Raw genomic sequence first — 21,496 nt, 5'->3', positions numbered from 1 at the left:
ACTCACTTAAACTTAAAGAAGATGAATCTTTGCAAAACAAACTAAAAAAAACTTGTTTTGACAAAAAAAATTATCCTCCTTCTTTGCTTATTTTTATCGGCAAACCAGTTCTTTGCACAAGCTAAATCGAGTGCAGATGAAATTAAAATAACTGGTAAAGTAATTGAGGCTGGTTCTAATATGGCTTTAGAATACGCTACTATTGTTTTAAAAAACACAAAAACCAATGCCATTTCTGGAGGAATTACAGACATGGAGGGTAAATTCAGTATTTCTGCCCCAAAAGCAACCTATGAAATTAGTATAAAGTTTATTTCTTTCAATTCTAAAAACTATCCTGCCAAAAACATTACCTCAGATTTAGATTTGGGCGTGATCAAATTATCAGAAAATTCGAAATCGTTAGACGAAGTAGTTATTGTTGCTGAAAAAACAACCGTAGACATTCGTTTAGATAAAAAAGTTTTTAATATTGGTAAAGACCTTTCTATTAGAGGTGGTAATGCTAGTGATGTATTAGGGAATGTACCCTCAGTACAAGTAGATGTAGAAGGTACAGTGAGTTTAAGAGGTAATGAGAACGTAACTATTTTAATTGATGGTAGACCAAGTGCACTAGTTGGTTTAAATGGTGCTGAGGCCTTAAGACAAATTCCTGCTGAGGCTATAGAGAAGGTAGAAGTTATTACTTCTCCATCTGCAAGATATGATGCAGAAGGTACAGCTGGTATTTTAAATATTATTCTTAGAAAAAATAAATTAACTGGTTTTAATGGCTCTCTTCAATTAGATTTAGGATATCCTGAAAGATTGGGTGCTGCCTTTAATGCAAACTGGAGAACAGAAAAATGGAACTTATTTACCAATACAGGTTTTAGGTATAATGAAACTCCAGGTAATTCTTTAAGTGAATCTAACTTTTTATCTTCTACAGCTCAGAATGCAAGAGTTATAGAGCAAAGAAATTTTGGAAGACTAGGTAGATCATTATTCACAAGTTTCGGAGCTGAATATTATTTAACCAAAAGCTCTAGCATTATTGGTAACATAGTATTTAACAGTGGTAATGATGATGATGTAAATACCAACGATATTCAAAGATATGATGCAAATGGTGGTTTAAACGAAGCTACATTTAGAACAGAAAGTGAAGGTGAAGACGAGCAAAGAATACAGTATACTTTAGATTACGTAAATAATTTTGATCAAAAAGGGAGAAAATTATCTGTGAACCTACAGTACTCTACAGAAATGGAAGATATTTTAAATAATATTACTGAGGTAGATACGCAAATCAATGAATTGAATGATCTAGAGCAAGTAATTGAAGATCAAGATGAAAATAGAGCTTTATTACAAATAGATTATGTACATCCTGTGGGTGAAAACATTCAGTATGAAGCTGGTTATAGAGGTAACTATAGAGATATTTTCAACAGCTTTTATTTAGCAGAAAGACAAGTTTTTCCTGATGGCCCATTAGTGCCAGATACAGGACTAAACAATTCATTCAATTACGAAGAATTTGTGAATGCAGCCTATTTTCAATATGGTCAAAAATTCAATAACATTTCTTTACTAGCAGGTTTACGTTATGAATATACCTCTATAGAAATTGAGCAGCAAACTGCTACAACAGTAGATTCTGGAAGTTATGGTAATCTTTTTCCAACCATCAATTTAGGATATGAGTTTAAAGACGGAGAAAATATTACAATAGGTTATAACCGAAGAATTAGAAGACCAAGAGGACGAAACTTAAATCCTTTTCCTAGTAGATCTAGTGAGGCTAACATTTACACAGGTAATGTTGAGTTAAACCCAGTAATTACAGATGCTGTAGATATTGGATACTTAAAAAGATGGGAGAAATTTACATTAAGTACTTCATTATATTACAATATTAGTAATGATAATTGGGAAAGAATACAAGAAGATACAGGTGAAGTTACGGATAATGGAGATCCTATTACAAGAAGGTTCCCTATTAACTTATCTACCTCAGAAAGATTAGGTTTCGAGTTTACATTGAACTACAGACCATTTAAAATATGGAATATTAATAGTGATTTTAACTTATATCAAGTTACAACAGATGGTGATTATACCAACCCTACTACTAATGTTACTCAAAGTTTCGATTTCGAAAACACTTCTTACTTTATAAGATTGAATCAAAAAATTACTTTAGGCAAAACAGACTTACAAATTAACTCTAATTATAGAGGGCCGTCTCAAAACGCACAAACAGAAAGTCAGGGTGTATTTAGCATGAACATTGCTGCAAGTAGAGATTTCTTTGATGAAAAAGCTTCTTTAAGTGTTAACTTTAGCGATGTTTTTAACAGCAGAATTAGTAGAAGAACTACAAACATTCCTGGATTCTTAGATCAGTATTCAGAGTTTCAATGGAGAGAGCCACAATTTAGAGTAAGCTTGGTGTATAGATTCAACCAAAAGAAGAAAAGATTTGGCAGAGATAGAGAAGATAATGGTGGAGATGATTTTGAAGAGTAGCAAAATCAATAGTATAAAAAACAAAAAACTCGTTCATAAAATGAACGAGTTTTTTTTATAATAAAATCTAAAAACGACTACTTACCTTCAGCAGCTTTCTTAGCATCTCTTTTTAATTTGAAATTCTCCCAAATTGTTCCTCCAATCCAGTAAGGAACTACAAATGTTAATAAGAAAATTAACAACCAAAAACCGGCTGTAAAAATAAACATGAATAAAACTAAACCTGAAAATTCTGAAAAATCTAACATTTATTGGTAATTATATTTATATACATGCAAAAATAACAGATTTTTTTAAAAGTACACAATTAAAATTAAAGTTTTTGTGCCTATTTACCCTTGTTAATATTAAAATATTTGAGCGATATTATTTAAATTTGTTATCCTAAAATATAAAGTACATCATGACAAAGTTTAGAGTAGAAAAAGATACCATGGGTAATGTAAATGTTCCTGCAGATAAATATTGGGGAGCACAAACAGAACGTTCTAGAAACAATTTTAAAATAGGTGCACCAGCTTCTATGCCATTAGAAGTTGTGTATGGTTTTGCTTATTTAAAAAAGGCGGCTGCATTTACCAATGCTGAATTAGGTGTTTTATCTGAAGAAAAAAGAGATTTAATTGCACAAGTATGTGATGAAATTTTAGACGGTAAACATGATGACCAATTTCCTTTAGTTATTTGGCAAACAGGTTCTGGAACGCAATCTAACATGAATGTGAATGAAGTTATTGCCAACAGAGCTCACGAAATTGCAGGTAAAGTTATTGGTGAAGGTGATAAAACCATTCAACCAAATGATGATGTAAACAAATCACAATCTTCTAACGATACATTTCCTACAGGTATGCACATTGCTGCTTACAAGAAAATTTTAGAAAATACCATGCCTGGTTTAGAACAGTTAAGAGATACGTTACAAGCCAAAGCAGAAGCATTTAACGATGTAGTTAAAATTGGTAGAACGCATTTAATGGATGCTACTCCACTTACTTTGGGTCAAGAATTTTCTGGTTATGTAGCGCAGTTAAACTTTGGATTAAAAGCTTTAAGAAATACATTAGACCATTTATCGCAATTAGCATTAGGAGGTACTGCAGTAGGTACAGGTTTAAACACCCCTAAAGGCTATGATGTTTTAGTGGCAAAATACATTGCAGAATTTACAGAATTACCATTTGTAACTGCAGAAAATAAATTTGAGGCATTGGCTGCACACGATGCTTTAGTAGAAACGCATGGCGCTTTAAAGCAAATTGCGGTTTCTTTAAATAAAATTGCTAACGATATTCGTTTGATGGCTTCAGGACCAAGATCTGGAATTGGAGAAATTATCATACCAGCAAATGAACCAGGTTCATCTATTATGCCTGGTAAAGTAAACCCAACACAATGTGAAGCCTTAACAATGGTTTGTGCTCAAGTAATGGGTAATGATGTTGCTGTGACTATAGGTGGTACTCAAGGACATTATGAACTGAATGTATTTAAACCAATGATGGCTGCAAATGTGTTACAATCTGCACAATTAATTGGTGATGCTTGTGTATCCTTTGATGAAAACTGTGTTGCAGGTATAGAACCAAATCACTCTAGAATTGAAGAATTAGTAAACAATTCATTAATGTTGGTTACTGCTTTAAATACAAAAATAGGCTATTATAAAGCTGCAGAAATTGCAAATACTGCTCACGAAAACGGAACAACTCTTAAAGAAGAAGCTGTTCGTTTAGGGTATGTAACTCCAAAAGAATATGATGCTTGGGTAAAGCCAGCAGAAATGACTGGAAGTTTAAAATAATTAATACATCCACTAAAAAAAACCGAAGTTTTGACTTCGGTTTTTTTTATTTCTATAAACGTTATTATTTATCTTCTACCCTCTTTATACACAGTAATGCCTCCCTTTAATTTTCTTTTCATTTTAACAGAAGGCTGAAAGTTTACATGAAACTTTTTAATGTTTCTTTTAACACTTAAGGCTTCAGGTGATTCCTCTGCTTTGCCACTAAAACCCATTTTAAATTTACCAACATCACCTAAATCAACTATTTTACCATCGCTTAAATAAAAATCAAGCTTTTTACCTAGTGCTATTAAAACCGCTTTTACATCTACACTATGCAGAGTGCACTCATTACTTATGCTTTCACTTAACGTATCTAAATCTATAGTACCTGTATTGATGGCTTGTAAAATATAATTTGGTGTATTTTCTGAGATACTATTATTTCTTTTGGTAATTCTGTAACGTAAAGACATTTGCTAAGGTTTTAATCTAAAGTTTATAAGAAATTGTTTCATTCCTCCTCAGCAAATTACAAAAAATACTACATTATTTTATAAAATATACTAGTATATTTTATAATTTATACTAGTATATTTTTATATAAGGTATAAAGCTTTATAAAAATACTTTCGCATCTATGTTATAGAAGAAACTAAGCTTTACAATGATATCAACTAAACTATTGAATTAAGAAAGCAGTACTTAATAATTACTTTCTTTTTTAAAATTCAATATTCTAAATTTAGGATTTGTAATTCCACAAAAAAAGCCCAAAAACAAATCTTGGGCTTTTCATATTTTATATAACAATTAGACTATGGTCTAAATTCAATTTTACGCATACGTAAACTTTCTGGAGTTACTTCTAAATATTCATCTCCTTTAATATACTCCATACATTCTTCTAAAGAGAAATCTGTTTTAGGAGCAATCTTAACACTATCATCTGTTCCAGAAGAACGAACGTTTGTTAATTTTTTACCTTTAATTAAGTTTACACCCATGTCTGTATCCTTACTGTTCTCACCTACAACTTGCCCAATGTAAATTTCTTCATTAGGATCGATAAAGAAACGTCCTCTATCTTGTAAACGATCAATAGCATAAGCAGTTGCTTTACCTGCTGCAGAAGAAACAATAGCACCTTTAATATCTTCTGAAAACTCACCTTTATAAGGACCATATTCCGAAAAACGGTGGTTGATAATTGCTTGACCAGCTGTTGCAGTTAATATCTTATTACGTAAACCAATTAATCCTCTAGATGGAATGGTAAATTCTAAGTGTTGTAAATCACCTTTTGGTTCCATTACTAATAAGTCTCCTTTTCTTAAAGAAACTAAGTTAATGGCTTTAGAAGCTACATCTTCTGGAACATCAATAGATAATGTTTCATAAGGTTCTGATTTTACACCATCTATTTCTTTTAAAATAACTTGTGGTCTCCCAACTTGTAACTCATACCCTTCTCTACGCATTGTTTCTATCAATACAGATAAGTGTAAAACTCCACGACCAAATACGTTAAACTTGTCTTCAGAATCAGTAGTATCCACTCTTAAAGCTAAGTTCTTTTCCATTTCTTTAAACAATCTGTCACGTAAATGACGAGAAGTAACAAATTTACCTTCTTTACCAAAGAAAGGCGAATTGTTAATGGTAAACAACATACTCATGGTAGGTTGGTCTACTTCAATTCTTGGTAATGCTTCAGGATTTTCTAAATCTGCAATAGTGTCTCCAATTTCAAAACCTTCAATACCTGTAATTGCACAAATATCTCCACTTCTTACTTTAGAAGTCTTTGCTTTACCCATACCTTCAAACACATGTAATTCTTTGATTCTTACTTTTTTAGTAGAACCATCTGCTTTCATTAACATGTAATCTTTATTCTCTTCTAAATCTCCTCTAAAAACACGACCAATAGCAATTCTACCTGTAAACGCAGAAAAGTCTAATGACGTAATTTGCATTTGAGGAGAACCTTCTCTATAAGGTGCTTCTGGGATAGACTCAATTACAGCATCTAATAAATCGATAATGTCTTCTTTTTCATCTTTCCAGTCTGTAGACATCCATCCGTTCTTAGCAGAACCGTAAATGGTAGTAAAGTCTAACTGCTCTTCTGTTGCATCTAAAGCAAACATTAAATCAAAAACCTTTTCATGTACTAAATCTGGTGTACAGTTTTCTTTATCTACTTTGTTTACAACAACAATTGGTGTTAAACCTAATTCAATTGCCTTACCTAATACAAAACGAGTTTGTGGCATTGGGCCTTCAAAAGCATCAACTAATAATAAAACACCATCTGCCATTTTTAATACACGCTCTACTTCTCCTCCAAAATCGGCGTGACCTGGTGTATCAATTACGTTAATCTTTACACCTTTATAATTTACAGACACGTTTTTAGAAAGAATAGTAATTCCTCTTTCACGCTCTAAATCATTATTATCTAATAATAAATCAGTACGTTCTTTACGATCGTCTAAAATTTTTGCTTGGTCTATAATTTTATCTACTAACGTTGTTTTACCATGATCAACGTGTGCAATAATTGCGATGTTTCTTATTGATTGCATTTATACTTTCTTAAATTTCGTGCAAAAGTAGTTGTTTCTATGCGATTTACACCTTATCTAACAGATTATTTTATTGTTAAGGTTGCAAACGACTTACTTAAAGAAAGATATTAGAGAAAAGCTGCTAGTGTTCTGATGCATCTTCTCGAAACGCAGAGGGTAAAATATCTGGAATTAATTTAATTAAGAGTGGCAAAAGAATTGCGCCCCCAGGTAATAAAAATACTGCTAATGCTGGTATAGATTTACAAATGTCTAAAATGAGAACATATATCTTTTGACGTTCTTCTGGCGTTAATTTGGCGTGTGTAGATTTACGAATTAAAGACATTGCTTCTTTACTCTGAACGAGTTCTTGATGCAATCGCAATTTATTTTTATGCAATAATGCCCTTATTTCTTCTGCTGTTTTCATTTTAGTTTTCTACGCTCGCGTTCTGTTTGCAGTAGATTTAACTCTCTACTTGTTTGGCCAGCTACAGAAGTATTTTCTTCTGCTCTTCTAATTAAGTACGGCATAACATCTCTAACAGGCCCAAAAGGCAAATACTTAGCTACATTGTAACCTTCTTTGGCTAAGTTGTAACTAATATTATCGCTCATACCAAATAATTGTCCGAACCAAAGTCTTCTATCATTATTTCTTAGTTGATATTCCTTAGCTAAATCCATTAACAAATAAGAGCTTTCTTCATTATGCGTGCCTGCAAATAAAGCCATATGCGAATTGTCCATCATATACTTAATGGCAGCATTAAAATTTTCGTCAGTTTCCTGTTTGTCTTTACAAATAGGATCTCTATACCCCATTTCTTGGGCCCTTTTGCGCTCTTTCTCCATGTAAGCACCTCTTACCACCTTCATACCTATGTGAAAACCTCTTGCTTTTGCTTTTGTATGTAGGGCTTGTAAATAGTGTATTCTATCATGTCTATACATTTGTAATGTATTAAACACAATGGCTTTTTTAGTATTGTACATCTCCATTAAATCTTCAATAAGCTCATCAGCTGCATCTTGCATCCAACTTTCTTCTGCATCAATTAATAAGGGTACATCTTTTTCTAAGGCAACTTGAGCAACTTTGTGAAATCTTTTAATGACTTGAATCCACTCAATTTCTTCTTTTTCAGTAAGCTCTTTACCTTCTGATACTTTTTGATAAAGTGCAAAACGACCAAAGCCTGTTGGTTTAAAAACGGCAAAAGGAATTGATTTTTTCTCTGCACAGAAATCGATAATTTTAAGAATTTTCTGCAAGGCCTCATTAAAGCTTGCTTCTTCGTCTTTACCTTCTACAGAATAATCTAATACGCTATGAACATTACCATTAGTGTACATGTTTTCAATGATAGGTAAGCAATCATCTTCTGTAACTCCTCCACAAAAATGATCAAAAACCGTAGAACGAATTAAGCCTTCTATAGGTAAATGCGCTTTTAAAGCGAAATTAGTTACAGCACTACCAATTTTAACAAGAGGCTGATTTTGTATCATTTTGAATAAATAATAAGCTCTCTCTAACTGCGAATCTGATTTTAATGCAAAAGCAACTTCTGTATCATCAAAAAGTTTCATACTATATCGATTTAGTGGTACAAATATAGTGTTTGGATAGTAATTTTTATATAAATTCTAGTTATTTTGCACTTTCAATTTTACAAAAAATGAAGACTATAGAAGCTGTTTCTTATCCTGTTCATTTTCAGGAAGAAAGCTATGCAGAATTATCTAAATTAATTCAGAATAAAGACTATTCTACTTTATTTGTTCTGGTAGATGAAAATACCATGGAACACTGTTATCCTAAATTTATACCTAATTTAAAGACAGACAAGACAATAGAGGTTATAGAAATAGAGTCTGGTGAAATTAATAAAAACTTAGAAACTTGTGTTGGGCTTTGGAATGCCATTACAGAGTTGGGTGGAGATCGAAAAAGTTTGCTAATTACTTTAGGAGGTGGCGTAATTACAGACATGGGCGGTTTTGTGGCTTCTTGCTTTAAACGAGGAATCGATTTTGTAAACATACCAACCACATTATTATCTATGGTAGATGCTTCTGTAGGTGGAAAAACTGGTGTTGATTTAGGGGTATTAAAAAACCAAATTGGCCTGTTTGCAAATCCGCAAATGGTAATTGTAGACGACCAATATTTAGCAACAGTTTCTGAACGCGAATTAAAATCTGGAATGGCAGAGATTATAAAATATGGTGTTACCTATGATGTTTCTTTGTTCGCGCATATTAAAGAGCATAAAGAGGCTAATATTAGTAACCTTATTTTTAGATCTGTAGAAATTAAAAACGAAGTAGTACTTAAAGATCCTAAAGAAAAAAACTTGCGTAAAATTTTAAATTTTGGGCACACACTGGGGCATGCTATAGAATCTTTTTATTTAGAATCTGAGGATAAAGAAAACTTAACGCATGGTGAAGCCATAGCTATAGGCATGGTTTGTGAAAGTTATATTTCTAATAAATTACTTGACTTTCCTTTACAGAAAGTAAATGATTTAAAAGAAGTGGTTTTAGCCATTTATGATAAAATTGATTTGTTGTCTGAAGATTTTTCAGCAATTATGGACTTGTTAAAACACGATAAAAAGAATGTAAATGGGCAAGTTAATTTTGTGCTCTTAAACGACTTTGAAGATTTTAAATTAGATTGTAAAGTAAGTGAAGACTTAATACAAGAAAGTTTACACTTTTATAACGCATAAAAAAATCCCATCAAACAAATGATGGGATTTTTAATATCTAGAAAAGTATCAATTATACTTTTTTAACTTTTACTGCATTCATACCACGCATACCTTTTTCTAGTTCAAAAGTTACTTTGTCATTTTCTGCAATAGTATCTATTAAACCACTAACGTGTGTAAAGTATTTTTCTCCATTATCAGAATCGATAATAAAACCAAATCCTTTAGAAGAATCAAAGAAATTCACTTTACCTTTTCTTACAGGATCTTCCTCTGGTAAATCTTCTTTTTTAGTAGTAGATATTTGAATATCTTCTAACTCATACTCTACTTTTAATTCTGGATCTGGAGGAGTATCTGTTAAGTTTCCATTATGATCTACGTAAGCAAACTGAATTCCAGAAGTTCCACTTTCTTCTTTAGCAGCTTTCCTTGCTTCCATTTTTTTACGCTTGTCTTCGCGTTTTTTTAAACGTTTTTTTTCTTTTTCACTTTTACTAAATGTCTGTTGCGATTTTGCCATTAACTATATAACTGTTTTTATGTGGTTTTTCTTACTAAATCTAAAGAAAGGTAATTGCACCTAGGGCGTTTGCTGTAGAATCAATTTTAAAAAAACAAAATGAATTTGCTATTTTATTTACCAGTAGTTCTTTAGTGCTACAAAGGTATTAAAAAATTAGCTTTTATGAAATAGCTGCAATCAAATTTAATGCAACAGCACCAATTGTTAAATTATGTTAAAAAAGAAACACTAAAAACCAAGTTGTACTTCCTTTCGTATATATACCTGAAAACTAAAATTAAATTACAATGAAAACAATTAAGACACTTGCACTTATTGGTGCTATTGCATTAGGTTTAACCTCATGTTCAGACGAAACTTCAAACGTAACAGCACAGCTAGACACAAAATTACTTTTTACCTCTAATAATGACGATGGTAATGTAAATGTATATAATGTAACGAACTTAAGTGCTGTAGCTACTTCTACTTTAACTACACCTATTTCTGCAGCTGATGGCGTTTATTATAATAGTGATGAGGACCTAGTTGTGCAAGCCTCTAGATCTACATTTGGTTTAGAAGGTTATGCAGGAATTACTACATCATCTTCTCTTATTTCTACAACTGTAACTGCAAACGTAGTTGGTAGTTTAGATATGACAAGTCCAAGAGAATTAGCCGTAAATGGCAACTTTTATGTAGTAGCCGATAATGCTGATGCAGATGGAGATGATACTACAGATGATGGTAGATTATTTGTATACACTAAAAATGGAAATAGTTTTACACTAAGAAATACTATTACCACAGATATTAAATTATGGGGAATAATATTTATTGGTAACGATTTGTATGCTATTGCAGATACTACTAATGAATTAGCTGTTTATACCAATTTTTTAAACAACACAACAACTACAACATTGGCAACCTCAAAGAAAATTGCTGTAGAAGGTATTATAAGAACTCATGGTTTAACTTATGATGCAATGACAGATACCATGGTTTTAACAGATATTGGTGATGCGTCTAATGGCCAAGATGATGGTGGGTTTCATGTAATTGATAATTTCACTTCAAAATTTAGTGGTACTGCAAACGGAGCTAAATTAGCTACGGCTCAACAAACAAGAGTTTCTGGTGCAAGTACGCTTTTAGGTAACCCAGTAGACGTAGCTTATGATGGTGAATCTCAAACCGTTTTTATTGCTGAAGCAGGTAATAATGGTGGAAGAATTTTAGCCTTTAGCAATGTAGGTTCAGGTGGCGATGTAGCACCCAGTTACAACTCTTCTTTAGCCAAAGCTTCTGCAGTATATTTACATAAAGAATAATAATTGAGTTAAGTTAATATGTAGAAAGCCTTTCGGATCTGATTCGAAGGGCTTTTTTTATGCTTTATGCTTTATTTTTAAATGTTAAAAAATCATTAAAAATTAGAATTACATTCTAAAATAATAGTATTGCTATTATATTTGCATTTAAATAGTAAAACCATGAAAGATTTATTATCTACTTTAAAAATATCTGTTCCAGATAAAATATATATAAAGGATCCTGAAACCTCTCAATTAGGTAAACGAATTATAGAAAACAGTATCATTATAATTAATGAAATTGGTTTTGAGAGTTTTACTTTTAAGAAGTTAGGTATTCGAATAGGTTCTAATGAAAGTTCTATTTACAGGTATTTTGAAAGCAAACATAAGCTTTTATTATACTTGTCTTCTTGGTATTGGGCTTGGTTAGAATACCAATTGGTATTAGAAACATTTAGTATTTCTAATAAAGAAGAAAAGTTAGAAAAAGCCATTACTATTTTAACAAGAACTGTAGAAAAAGACAGTAATTTTTCGCATATCAATGAGGTTTTATTGTATAAAATTATTGTGAACGAAAGTTCAAAATCTTTCTTAACAAAAGAGGTAGATAATGATAACAAAGAAGGCTATTTCGAAGTTTACAAGCGTTTGGTAACGCGTTTGGAAGAAATGATTTTAAATGTGAATCCAGAATATAAATTCGCGCTAAGTTTAGCAAGTACCATTATAGAAGGTGGTTTGCATCAGCATTTTTTAAACAGCCACTTCCCTTCTATTACCAATTGTGATAATAATAAAGTACCCACAAAATTCTTTTTGCATTTAGTATTTCATACTTTAAATAAAGATAATGACTAACACAAAACTAACTCCTTGGCAGCGTTTCCTAGGACTTTTAAAATTAGAAAAAAGAGAAATCTTTCAAATTTTTTACTATGCCATTTTTGGCGGAATTGTTTCGCTTTCATTACCCTTAGGTATTCAAGCTATTATCAACCTAATTCAAGGAGCACAAATATCTACTTCTTGGATTGTTTTAGTTGTAGCTGTAACCATAGGTGTAATTTTTTCTGGTGCATTACAATTAATGCAGTTAAGAATTATTGAAACCATTCAACAACGAATATTTACAAGAGCATCTTTTGAATTGAGCTATCGTTTTCCAAAAATGAAAATGATAGAGTTGCGTGAATATTATCCACCAGAATTAGCCAACAGGTTTTTTGATACTTTAACTATACAGAAAGGATTGTCTAAAATATTAATAGATGTGCCAACAGCCATCTTACAGATTATTTTTGCTTTGATTTTATTATCATTTTATCATCCATTCTTTATCATCTTTGGTATTTTATTATTATTACTAATCTATATTGTATTTAAGTTTACAGCTCAAAAAGGTTTAGAAACCAGTTTAGTAGAATCTAAGATTAAATATAAAGTAGCACATTGGATTCAGGAAGTTGCAAGAACGGTAGTAAGTTTTAAGTTATCTGGTAATACAAATTTAGCAATGTCTAAGAATGATGCATTGGTAGATAAATATATTGAAGCTAGAGAAAATCACTTCAAAATTTTGATACTACAATTCATGCAAATGATTGGTTTTAAAGTTATTGTAACTGCTAGTTTACTTTTAATTGGTGGTGCATTAGTATTAAACCAAGAAATGAATATTGGGCAGTTTGTAGCTGCAGAAATCATTATTCTTTTGGTAATTGCTTCTGTAGAAAAACTAATTGTAGGTTTAGAATCTTTTTATGATGTACTTACCTCAATTGAAAAAATTGGTCAGGTTGTAGATAAAGATTTAGAATCTCAAGATGGCGAAAAACCAATTTTTAAATCAGGTTTAACTGTTGAATTAGATAATGTTTCTTATGAAGTAACGAATAGAAAAAAACCAATTATTAAGAATGTATCATTTAAAATAGAACCTAAAAGTAGAATTCTAATTGTAGGTGAAAGTGGTGCAGGTAAATCTAGCTTACTTCGTTTAATCTCTGGAGTTATCGAGCCAACAGCTGGTAATATTTATGTAAACAACCTAGCCTTAGGTAGTTTAAACTTAAACCATTACAGATCTCAACTAGGTTTGTCTTTATCAGAAGAAACACCATTTGAGGGTAGCATAAGAGAAAATTTAATTTTTGGTAATGATAAAATAAAAGATTCTAAAATATTTGAAGTACTAGAAATTGTTGGTTTATCTCAATTCTTGAAAGAACAGAATAATGGTTTAGATACCATTTTAAATGCTGAGGGTAAGCAAATGTCTTACACAATTGCTAAAAAGATAATTTTAGCTAGAGCCATTATAAAAGAACCAAAAATAATGATTTTAGAAGATCCTTTAGATCAATTTAATTTAGAGGAAACTATAAATATTATTAAGTATTTAACAGATAGTGCAAGACCTTGGTCTTTAATTGTAGTGAGTAGTAAAAAGAGCTGGAGAACAGAATGCAGCCAAACTATTACAATTGATAAAGGTGAAATTAAAGCTATAAACTAGTATACAATGTTAAACATATCTAACAATCAAGTTCATAAAAAAGTAGATTTAAGACAGTTTAAATCTGGAGGAAGAGTTTACGCAAAAGAATACTATAAGGCATTCAATAAATTCTTATTGGCAGCTGCAATTATTGGTTTTATTTTCTTGTTTCTCCCATGGACACAGAACATAACTGGTAATGGTATTGTAACTACGTTAACTCCTGAGCAAAGACCACAAACCATTCAATCTCAAATACCTGGTAGAATTGAGCAATGGTATGTAAGAGAAGGAGATTATGTAGAAAAAGGTGATACTATTCTTAGAATTTCTGAAATTAAAAGTGAGTATTTTGATGATAAGTTAATTGAAAGAACCAATGAGCAAATTAACGCAAAAACATCATCTGTAGGTGCTTATGCTTTTAAAGTAGCTGCTTTAGATAGACAAATTGAGGCGCTTAAAGAAGAACAAAAATTAAAATTACAGCAAGCAAAAAACAAACTATTACAATCAAAACTAAAAGTACAAAGTGATAGTATTGCATTCGAGGCTGCTAAAACCAATTTAAAAATTGCTCAAAGTCAGTACAATCGTGATTTTACCCTACAACAAGAAGGAATAAAAGCGGTTAAAGATGTAGAAGAAAAGCGTTTAAAATTACAAGCAACAGAAGCAAAAATTATAGAGCAAGAAAATAAATTATTAGCCTCTATTAATGAAGTAATAAATGCTCGAGTAGAAATATCTAGAATTGATGCAAGCTATGCTGATAAAATTTCAAAGGCGCAAAGTGATAAGTTCACAGCACAATCTAGTGGTTTTGATGCCAGAGCTCAAGTATCTAAATTAGAAAATAGCAATAGTAACTATAAGGTTAGAAATAGTTTATTATACATACAAGCACCACAACATGGTTTTATTAATAAAGCCTTAAAAGGTGGAATTGGAGTAACTTTTAAAGAGGGTGAAGAAATTGTGGGCATTATGCCAGCACAATATGATTTGGCTGTAGAAACTTACATTAGACCTATAGATTTACCTTTAGTTCATATTGGTGAAGAAGTACGTGTGCAGTTTGATGGTTGGCCTGCAATTGTATTTAGTGGTTGGCCTAACATTTCTTACGGAACTTATGGTGCTAAAGTAGTAGCCATAGAAAATTTTATCAGTGATAATGGTAGATATAGAATTTTACTTGCGCCAGATGAAACCGATCATACTTGGCCAACAGCCATAAGAGTGGGTTCTGGTGCAAAAACCATAGCACTTTTAGAAGATGTGCCAATTTGGTTTGAATTATGGAGACAGTTAAACAGCTTCCCTCCTAATTATTATCAGCCAGATGGAAAATCTGCAAGCAAAAAAAGCACAAAAAAGTAACTTATAACATCAATTAATTATAGAATTTAATTTATGAAAAAAATTATTGGTCTTCTGTTTTTACTGATGTTTCAGCAATTTACTGCACAGGATAAGATTGAGTCTGTAATGACGTTGTCTGAGTTTTTAGGTTATGTAAAAAACTATCATCCTATTGTAAAGCAAGCAAACTTAGTTATCAATACTAGTGAAGCTAAATTATTAAAAGCTAGAGGTGCTTTTGACCCTAAAATAGAAATTGATTTTGATAACAAACAGTTTAAAGAAAAAGAGTATTACAATAAGTTAAATGGTACATTTAAAATACCTACTTATTATGGGTTGGAGTTCAAGGCCAATTTTGAAAACAACGATGGATTGTTTTTAAATCCTGAAGCAAATGTACCCACAGATGGCTTATATGCTGCAGGAGTTTCTGCATCTTTATTAAAAGGATTATTGATCAATAAAAGAATGGCCGATTTAAAACAAGCAAAATTGTTTTTAAATCAGGCTAAAGAAGATCAGCAAATTTTAGTGAATGAAATTCTTTTTAATGCATCTTTATCTTACTTTAATTGGTTAAAAATATTCAATGACAGAAATGTTTATTTGAATTTCTTAAACAATGCTGTTGTTCGTTTTGAAAGTACTAAAAGAGCTTTTCAACAAGGAGATAAAGCTGCTATAGATACTGTAGAAGCAGGAATTACTTTAAATAACCGAAAGCTAAATTTAGAAAAAGCACGTATAAAATTAGTTAAAGCTTCTTTAGAGCTGTCAAACTTTTTATGGTTGAATGATAATACTCCTGTAGAATTACAAGACAATATTATTCCAGATGTAAATACCTTACAAAAAGTAGATACCACTTTTAATATTGCCCTATTTAACAATGCTAATTTTGATATAGAGAATCATCCTAAAATTAGATCTTTAAATTTTAAAGTAAGAAGTTTGGGTGTAGATAAACGATTAAAAGCTAACAATCTTTTACCACAACTAGATGCTCAATATAATTTTATTACGCAAACTCCAAGGCAAGGTAATTCGTTTAATGTTGATAATTACAAAGCAGGAATTAGCTTTAAATTACCGATTTTTTTAAGAAAAGAAAGAGGAGATTTAAAATTAGCGAAAGCGAAATTACAAGATGCCGAATTTGAAACGGAAGCTGCAAAAGTTGCCATTAGAAATAAAGTAAATGCAGTACAGCAAGAATTAGATTCTTATGTAACTCAGAATGATTATATTATAAATATAGTAAGAGATTATGGTACTTTATTAAAAGCGGAAGAACGTAAATTCTTCTTAGGTGAAAGCTCGTTATTCTTAGTGAATTATAGAGAATCTAAACTTATAGAAACCAAATTAAAGGCTATTGATTTAGAAAATTCTTATTTAGAAACAAAAGCCAATCTATTTAAAACAGCTGTAATTTCTATAGCTGATTAAATACTACAATAAATAATATAGATAAGAGGATGATTAAGCTAAACAAGAGTTTAATCATCCTCTTCTAGTGTAAAGAATTCATTAACAGTTATATTAAAGACTTTAGATAGTTTTAAAGCCAAAACTGTACTGGGCACATATCTATTTTTTTCGATAGAATTTATGGTTTGTCTAGAAACGCCAATTTGTTTCGCTAAATCGTCTTGTGTAAGATTTAAAATAGCACGTTGTACTTTTAGTGTATTCTTCATCTTATTTATTAAATCTTTTCAGTTGCCAAAAAACCATTAACTGAACTACTAGCATATAAAACAATACTTGAAAGTAATCAAAACCCTGTAATTTCTCTGTTTCATCAAAAAGTAGACCTACTCCGTAATTTATTAAGGGTTGCACTAAGGCATAAAGAATTACCAAAATAAAGGCAATTCTGTAAGATTGAGATCGTAAACTATCTATATACTCATCTTCTACTTTTTCTTTGGCTAAAGAAATAACTAGCATACCAATTAATAATAAACCAGATAACACTGGTTTTACCCAAGTTGGTTCATCTACAAACTTTTTAGCAATCATTAAAGCAAAAGCCGATAATGATATGATGTATCCTATTTTTTTATACTTATGATGCAGTTGAAACTTGTTCATTTTTTCTACATAACTTCTTTCCCTTTCACAGATTGATTGCTTATTCATTTTAATTTTGTTTTACAAATTGACAAATGCTTTTTATATAATGACAAATATACTTTACATTTTAAGATTTTGCAAATTTTTTACTACATTTAAAAAATCAACCAAAGAACTACATAATGAATATCAAGAAAAAACCGAGTACTAAATTTTATATAATTGCGGTATTGGCACTTATTTGGAATTTAATGGGCGTTGGCGCTTACTTAGTCCAAGCCTTTATGACAGATGAAATGATAGCCACTTTTCCAGAAGAACAGCAAGCTGAATTTCTAGTAGAGCATCCTGCTTGGTATACAGCTCTTTTTGCACTAGCCGTTTTTGGTGGAGCTTTAGCTTGTATTTTACTACTAGCTAGAAAAAAATTGGCCTATTATTTATTTATAGTATCTGGAGTTTGTGCAATTGCCCAACAAGGATATTTATTAGCCACAGTAGATCTATCTAGTGTAGTTATGCCAATTATGATTATTATTTTCTGCATCTTTTTAATTTGGTATTCTAAAAGGTCTATTACAGAAGGATTATTAAATTAACCAACCGAAAAAAGCTGCTTTATGCAGCTTTTTTTTATCAATCATATTTATTAAATTTTCCTACTAATTATTAAACCCATTCAAATTTTATGAAACTACAATACAAATTTATAATTGCGTTTTTTATAGGATTGCTTTCATTCCCTTTGAACGCTCAAAAAAAAGACTCCTTATCTGGTCAAGAAAAGTTTAAAGAATTGCCTTTAGAAAGTGGAAGAAAAATAAACTTTAAAACTACAGAAGGTACTTGGTTGTCTTTAGATATCAGTCCAGATGGTGAAACAATCATTTTTAGTATGCTTGGTGATTTATATACCATTCCTTTTTCAGGTGTTAAAGCCACTAGAATTACAGATGGTTTAGCCTTAGATACAAAACCTAGCTATAGTCCAGATGGTAAAAGCATCGCTTTTGCATCAGACAGAAGTGGTAATGATAATGTTTGGATTTTAAATTTGGAAACAAAAGAAACAAGACAAGTAACCAAAGACAAAAGAGGTGCAGTTGAATCTGTAGCTTGGTCTCCAGATGGCGAATATATTGTTGCTGCTAAAGGTAAAAGAAACTTAAAATTACATTTGTATCATAAAGATGCAGGAAGTGGTACACAACTAATTAAAGAACCTGCAAGTCTTAAAACTGTAGAACCTGTTTTTAGCCCAGATAATAAGTATATTTATTATTCATCAAGAACTGGTGGTTGGAACTACAATGCACAATTACCTCAATATCAAATTTCTAGATATGATTTAGAAACCGGGAAATCTACGAGAGTAACTTCGAGATATGGTTCTGCATTTACACCTACACTTTCAAGTGATGGTAAATACATGGTATATGGTTCTAGATATGAAGAAAAAACTGGCTTGGTTTTAAGAGATTTAATTTCTGGTGATGAAAACTGGTTGGCTTATCCTGTTCAAAGAGATGAGCAAGAGTCTGTGGCTTCTTTAGGCGTTTTACCAGCAATGGTATTTACCCCAAATAATAAAGAGGTATTGGCATCTTATGGTGGTAAAATTTATAGAATTCCGATTTCTGGAGAAAAGGCAATAGAAATTCCTTTTGAGGTAGATGTAGATTTGGCTATAGGACCAAAATTAGAATTTAAATACCCTATTTCAGACAATCCAGAAATGTTTGCAAATCAAATCAGAAGTCCAAAAACTTCTCCTGATGGAAAACATATTGTATTTAATGCTTTAAATAAACTATATGTAATGCAACTTCCTGATGGCAAGCCTAAAAGGTTAACTAAAATGGATGTAAATGAAATGCAACCAAATTGGTCTCCAAATGGTAAAGAAATTGTCTACACTACTTGGTCTGAAAAAAATGGAGGCCATTTATATAAAGTAAATGCTAAAGGAGGTAAACCAATAAAACTAACCAACACATCAGCATTATATAACACTCCTGTTTGGGATGCAAAAACCAATAGAATTGTATTTACGAAAGGAAGTGCTCAAAACTTTAAAAACGCCTACACTAGAGGTGCCTTTTCTGGGAGTGAAGATTTAGCTTGGATTTCAAGTGATGGTGGAGAAGTAAATTTTATCACTAAAACTAATGGAAGAAGAAATCCTCATTTTGTAAAAAGTGACGATAGAATATATTTAAGTAATGGATCTGGTTTAAGCTCAATTCGTTGGGATGGAACAGATGAAAAGAAAATTGTTAGCATTAGAGGTATTGTAACTTTTGGTAATTCTCATAAAGACAATGTTGATTTTGGACATGTAGATGATGATGTAAGTGAAGAAAGAAACAATGCTTCTAGACCTGTAGAAGTGTATATGGCTCCAGAAGGAGATAAAGCAATGGCTTTAATTACAAATGATGTGTATGTGGTAACAGTTCCTAAATATGGACAAACGCCTACAATCTCTGTATCTAACCCTTCTTCTGCATCATTCCCTTCATGGAAATTAACCACTTTTGGAGGTGAATTTCCTTCATGGTCTAAAGATGGCAACAGTGTGCATTGGGCTTTAGGTAAGGCATTTTTTAGTTACAATTTAAAAGAGGCAAAGCAAGTTGAACAAGATTTAAAAGATAAAAAGAAAGCAAGAAAAGAAGAACTCGCTAAACTATCTGACGAAGAAAGAAAAAAAGAAGAGAAAAAAGATAAAGAAGCTGCTAAAAAAAATAAAAAGGATGAAACCTATCAACCATTCGAAATTGATGTTAATGTGCCTATTAAAAGAGATATTCCAAATGGAACTGCCCTAATTAAAGGAGCTCGTTTAATAACTATGAACAACAATGAAGTTATTGAAAATGGAGATATTTTAGTAGTAAATAATAGAATAAAAGCAATTGGTGAAGCTGGTTCATTAGAAGTGCCTAGAAATGCTAAAATCATAGATGCAAAAGGAAAAACAATTATACCTGGTTTTGTAGACACACATTCTCATTTAAGAACCTATGCAGGCATACATAAAAAGCAAATATGGTCTTACGCAGCAAATTTAGCTTATGGTGTTACAGCTTCTAGAGATCCGCAAACAGGTACAACAGATGTTCTTACGTATTTTGATTTGGTAAAAACTGGTGAAATGTTAGGGCCAAGAGCCTATTCTACAGGGCCTGGTTTAGGGTATTGGGCATATAACTTAAAAAGCTATGATCAAACCAAAGAAGCTTTAAAAAAGTACAGTAAATATTACAACACGAATACCATTAAAATGTACATTGTTGGGAATAGACAACATAGACAATGGGTAATTAAAGCTGCCAAAGAACAACAATTAATGCCAACCACAGAGGGTGCTCTAGATTTTAAATTAAATATTACAGAAATATTAGACGGTTATCCAGGGCATGAACATTCATACCCAGTAACACCTTTGTATAAAGATATTATTCAATCTGTGGCAGAATCTCAAATCGCTTACACTCCTACTCTTTTAGTTTCTTATGGAGGACCTTGGGCTGAAAACTATTTTTACTCTAGAGAAAATCCATATCATGATAAAAAGTTACAATACTTTACACCTTATACAGATTTAGCGAGTAAAGCTAGAAGAAGACCAGGTTGGTTTATGGATGAAGAACATATATTTACGGAGCATGCAAAATTTGTAGAGGATTTAATTAATGCTGGTGGATTAACAGGTGTTGGAAGTCATGGACAATTGCAAGGCTTAGGTTTTCATTGGGAGCTTTGGGCAACCGCTTCTGGAACAAGTAAAATGAATGCCTTAAAAGCGACTACCATTCTTGGTGCTAAATCAATTGGTTTAGATGGTGATATTGGTTCTTTAGAAGTTGGAAAAATGGCAGATTTTATCATTCTAGATAAAAATCCTTTAGATGATATTAGAAATACCAATACTATTTACCAAGTGATGAAAAACGGGCGTTTATATAATGCCAATAATTTGGATGAAGTTTATCCAAGGCAGAAAAAAGCTACCGATTTTTGGTGGCATCAGAAAAAACCAAATGGTTTACCTGGTATTCAGAATTAAAATTAAAAACTCTCACTTTCTAAGTTGAGAGTTTTTTTTTAT

At 31.4% G+C, this 21,496-nt stretch carries 18 protein-coding genes; 10 read left to right on the top strand and 8 right to left on the bottom strand.

The annotated features are described in order from the left end of the window. The first annotated feature begins 57 nt into the window (after positions 1-57). A complete protein-coding gene (locus tag V7R38_RS09265; protein ID WP_334057817.1) occupies positions 58-2,517 on the top strand; it encodes an outer membrane beta-barrel protein in 2,460 nt (819 codons plus the stop codon). A 77-nt stretch (positions 2,518-2,594) separates the two neighbouring features. Here the strand turns inward: V7R38_RS09265 and V7R38_RS09260 are convergent, their stop codons facing one another. Further along, complete coding sequence (locus V7R38_RS09260; protein ID WP_015480316.1) at positions 2,595-2,768, bottom strand: hypothetical protein; 174 nt, start codon at positions 2,766-2,768, stop codon at positions 2,595-2,597. A 155-nt stretch (positions 2,769-2,923) separates the two neighbouring features. Here V7R38_RS09260 and fumC point away from each other — a divergent pair, with 155 nt between their 5' ends. Continuing rightward, a complete protein-coding gene (gene fumC, locus V7R38_RS09255) occupies positions 2,924-4,324 on the top strand; it encodes a class II fumarate hydratase (RefSeq protein WP_334057814.1) in 1,401 nt (466 codons plus the stop codon). Between the two features lie 68 nt (positions 4,325-4,392). Here the strand turns inward: fumC and V7R38_RS09250 are convergent, their stop codons facing one another. The 4 genes from V7R38_RS09250 to V7R38_RS09235 all read right to left on the bottom strand — a co-directional run bounded on the left by V7R38_RS09250 (position 4,393) and on the right by V7R38_RS09235 (position 8,478). After that, on the bottom strand, positions 4,393-4,785 hold the full coding sequence (locus V7R38_RS09250) for an HU family DNA-binding protein (RefSeq protein ID WP_334057812.1): 393 nt from the start codon (positions 4,783-4,785) through the stop codon (positions 4,393-4,395). 342 nt (positions 4,786-5,127) lie between these two features. Then, entirely contained in the window at positions 5,128-6,900 is a 1,773-nt protein-coding gene (typA, locus tag V7R38_RS09245) for a translational GTPase TypA (RefSeq protein ID WP_015480319.1), read from the bottom strand. 124 nt (positions 6,901-7,024) lie between these two features. Then, on the bottom strand, positions 7,025-7,315 hold the full coding sequence (locus tag V7R38_RS09240; protein ID WP_334057810.1) for an LETM1 domain-containing protein: 291 nt from the start codon (positions 7,313-7,315) through the stop codon (positions 7,025-7,027). Further along, the gene (locus V7R38_RS09235; RefSeq protein ID WP_334057808.1) at positions 7,312-8,478 is read right to left on the bottom strand and encodes a proline dehydrogenase family protein; all 1,167 of its coding nucleotides are present in this window, start codon (positions 8,476-8,478) and stop codon (positions 7,312-7,314) included. Before V7R38_RS09235 ends, V7R38_RS09240 begins: the two co-directional genes overlap by 4 nt. An 89-nt stretch (positions 8,479-8,567) precedes the next feature. Between V7R38_RS09235 and aroB the strand changes: the two genes are divergently transcribed. Continuing rightward, positions 8,568-9,626, top strand: a complete 1,059-nt coding sequence (gene aroB / locus V7R38_RS09230; protein ID WP_334057806.1) for a 3-dehydroquinate synthase — start codon at positions 8,568-8,570, stop codon at positions 9,624-9,626. A gap of 52 nt (positions 9,627-9,678) precedes the next feature. Here the strand turns inward: aroB and V7R38_RS09225 are convergent, their stop codons facing one another. Then, on the bottom strand, positions 9,679-10,131 hold the full coding sequence (locus V7R38_RS09225; RefSeq protein WP_015480323.1) for a cold-shock protein: 453 nt from the start codon (positions 10,129-10,131) through the stop codon (positions 9,679-9,681). A gap of 290 nt (positions 10,132-10,421) precedes the next feature. Between V7R38_RS09225 and V7R38_RS09220 the strand changes: the two genes are divergently transcribed. From V7R38_RS09220 to V7R38_RS09200, 5 genes are all read left to right on the top strand, one after another. Next, entirely contained in the window at positions 10,422-11,450 is a 1,029-nt protein-coding gene (locus V7R38_RS09220) for a hypothetical protein (RefSeq protein WP_334057804.1), read from the top strand. 162 nt (positions 11,451-11,612) lie between these two features. Next, positions 11,613-12,296 carry a TetR/AcrR family transcriptional regulator gene (locus V7R38_RS09215; RefSeq protein WP_041383327.1) on the top strand — a complete coding sequence of 228 codons (684 nt, stop codon included), beginning with the start codon at positions 11,613-11,615 and terminating at the stop codon, positions 12,294-12,296. Continuing rightward, a complete protein-coding gene (locus tag V7R38_RS09210; RefSeq protein ID WP_015480326.1) occupies positions 12,289-13,953 on the top strand; it encodes a peptidase domain-containing ABC transporter in 1,665 nt (554 codons plus the stop codon). Before V7R38_RS09215 ends, V7R38_RS09210 begins: the two co-directional genes overlap by 8 nt. Before the next feature lie 6 nt (positions 13,954-13,959). Next, positions 13,960-15,318: an HlyD family secretion protein gene (locus V7R38_RS09205; protein WP_334057800.1), complete on the top strand. Its 1,359-nt coding sequence runs from the start codon at positions 13,960-13,962 to the stop codon at positions 15,316-15,318. Between the two features lie 33 nt (positions 15,319-15,351). Beyond that, positions 15,352-16,752, top strand: coding sequence for a TolC family protein (locus tag V7R38_RS09200; RefSeq protein WP_334057798.1), 1,401 nt, complete (start codon positions 15,352-15,354; stop codon positions 16,750-16,752). 50 nt (positions 16,753-16,802) lie between these two features. Here the strand turns inward: V7R38_RS09200 and V7R38_RS09195 are convergent, their stop codons facing one another. Together V7R38_RS09195 and V7R38_RS09190 are read right to left on the bottom strand one after the other, a co-directional pair. Next, positions 16,803-17,003 (bottom strand): helix-turn-helix transcriptional regulator, encoded by a 201-nt coding sequence (locus V7R38_RS09195; protein ID WP_015480329.1) that lies wholly within the window; start codon positions 17,001-17,003, stop codon positions 16,803-16,805. A gap of 1 nt (position 17,004) precedes the next feature. Next, the gene (locus V7R38_RS09190) at positions 17,005-17,448 is read right to left on the bottom strand and encodes a hypothetical protein (protein ID WP_334057796.1); all 444 of its coding nucleotides are present in this window, start codon (positions 17,446-17,448) and stop codon (positions 17,005-17,007) included. 116 nt (positions 17,449-17,564) lie between these two features. On the opposite strand from V7R38_RS09190, the gene V7R38_RS09185 reads away from it, so the two are divergent. Next, positions 17,565-17,981 (top strand): hypothetical protein, encoded by a 417-nt coding sequence (locus V7R38_RS09185; RefSeq protein ID WP_334057794.1) that lies wholly within the window; start codon positions 17,565-17,567, stop codon positions 17,979-17,981. Between the two features lie 89 nt (positions 17,982-18,070). Continuing rightward, positions 18,071-21,454: an amidohydrolase family protein gene (locus V7R38_RS09180; protein ID WP_334057792.1), complete on the top strand. Its 3,384-nt coding sequence runs from the start codon at positions 18,071-18,073 to the stop codon at positions 21,452-21,454. Positions 21,455-21,496: the final 42 nt, after the last annotated feature.

Origin of the sequence: Polaribacter sp. P097 (assembly GCF_036864555.1) — a bacterium.
Lineage (GTDB): Bacteria > Bacteroidota > Bacteroidia > Flavobacteriales > Flavobacteriaceae > Polaribacter.
The sequence above is the reverse complement of the archived record's forward strand: the minus strand, read 5'-3'. Positions and strand labels throughout refer to the sequence as shown.